Raw genomic sequence first — 634 nt, forward strand, 5'->3', positions numbered from 1 at the left:
AGGGTGGTCGGACTGGCAGTGTCCGGTCGGCCATGACCTGCACAAGCCGGCCCGGCACCAGCCGTGGCCCCCACAGAAGGAAACACATCATGAGTGATGCGAAGAAGGTCCTGTCCGATCTGGTGCTGTCCGCCTCGACGGAGCACGCGCCGCTCGACGCGCCCTGGGACGCGATCGACATCGCCGACTGGCTGCTGAACCTCCCGGACAAGGAGTACCAGCGCTGCGCTCCGCCGGACCACAAGGCGGCCGGCTACACCACGACCGACGACGGCCGTCCGATGTCGATCAACGTGGAGATGATCGGCACCGGGCTGGTGATCCAGCACTACGTCGCCGAGATCGCCGAGAAGCACCACTGCCACATGGTGTCCACCTCCGATGTCCTCACCCCGCACGGCTGGACGACGGTCCAGGTGATCTGGGACCTGTCGGCCAAGGACAACGGCGACGGCACCGTCACCTACACCAACCAGGTCACCAGCCACCCCACCCAGGAGTTCATGGACTTCCTCGAGAAGAACGGCGGCACCTTCGAAGAGGCCGCCGCCGCACGGCAGGCCGCCTCCGGTGACCACAACCGGCGGGAAACCCCGCTGTTCGCCGCCAGCATCGCCCGCCACGCCCACGCACG

1 protein-coding gene is annotated in these 634 nt (G+C 67.4%); it reads left to right on the forward strand.

All coding sequences use genetic code 11. The features are described 5' to 3' along the window. Window positions 1-89 precede the first annotated feature (89 nt). Window positions 90-634, forward strand: a 545-nt coding sequence (locus LQ326_RS47390) for a hypothetical protein (protein WP_234545410.1), incomplete at its 3' end; no start/stop codon positions are given.

The sequence above is a fragment of the Streptomyces shenzhenensis genome (genome assembly GCF_021462265.1).
Classification (GTDB): Bacteria; Actinomycetota; Actinomycetes; order Streptomycetales; family Streptomycetaceae; genus Streptomyces; species Streptomyces shenzhenensis.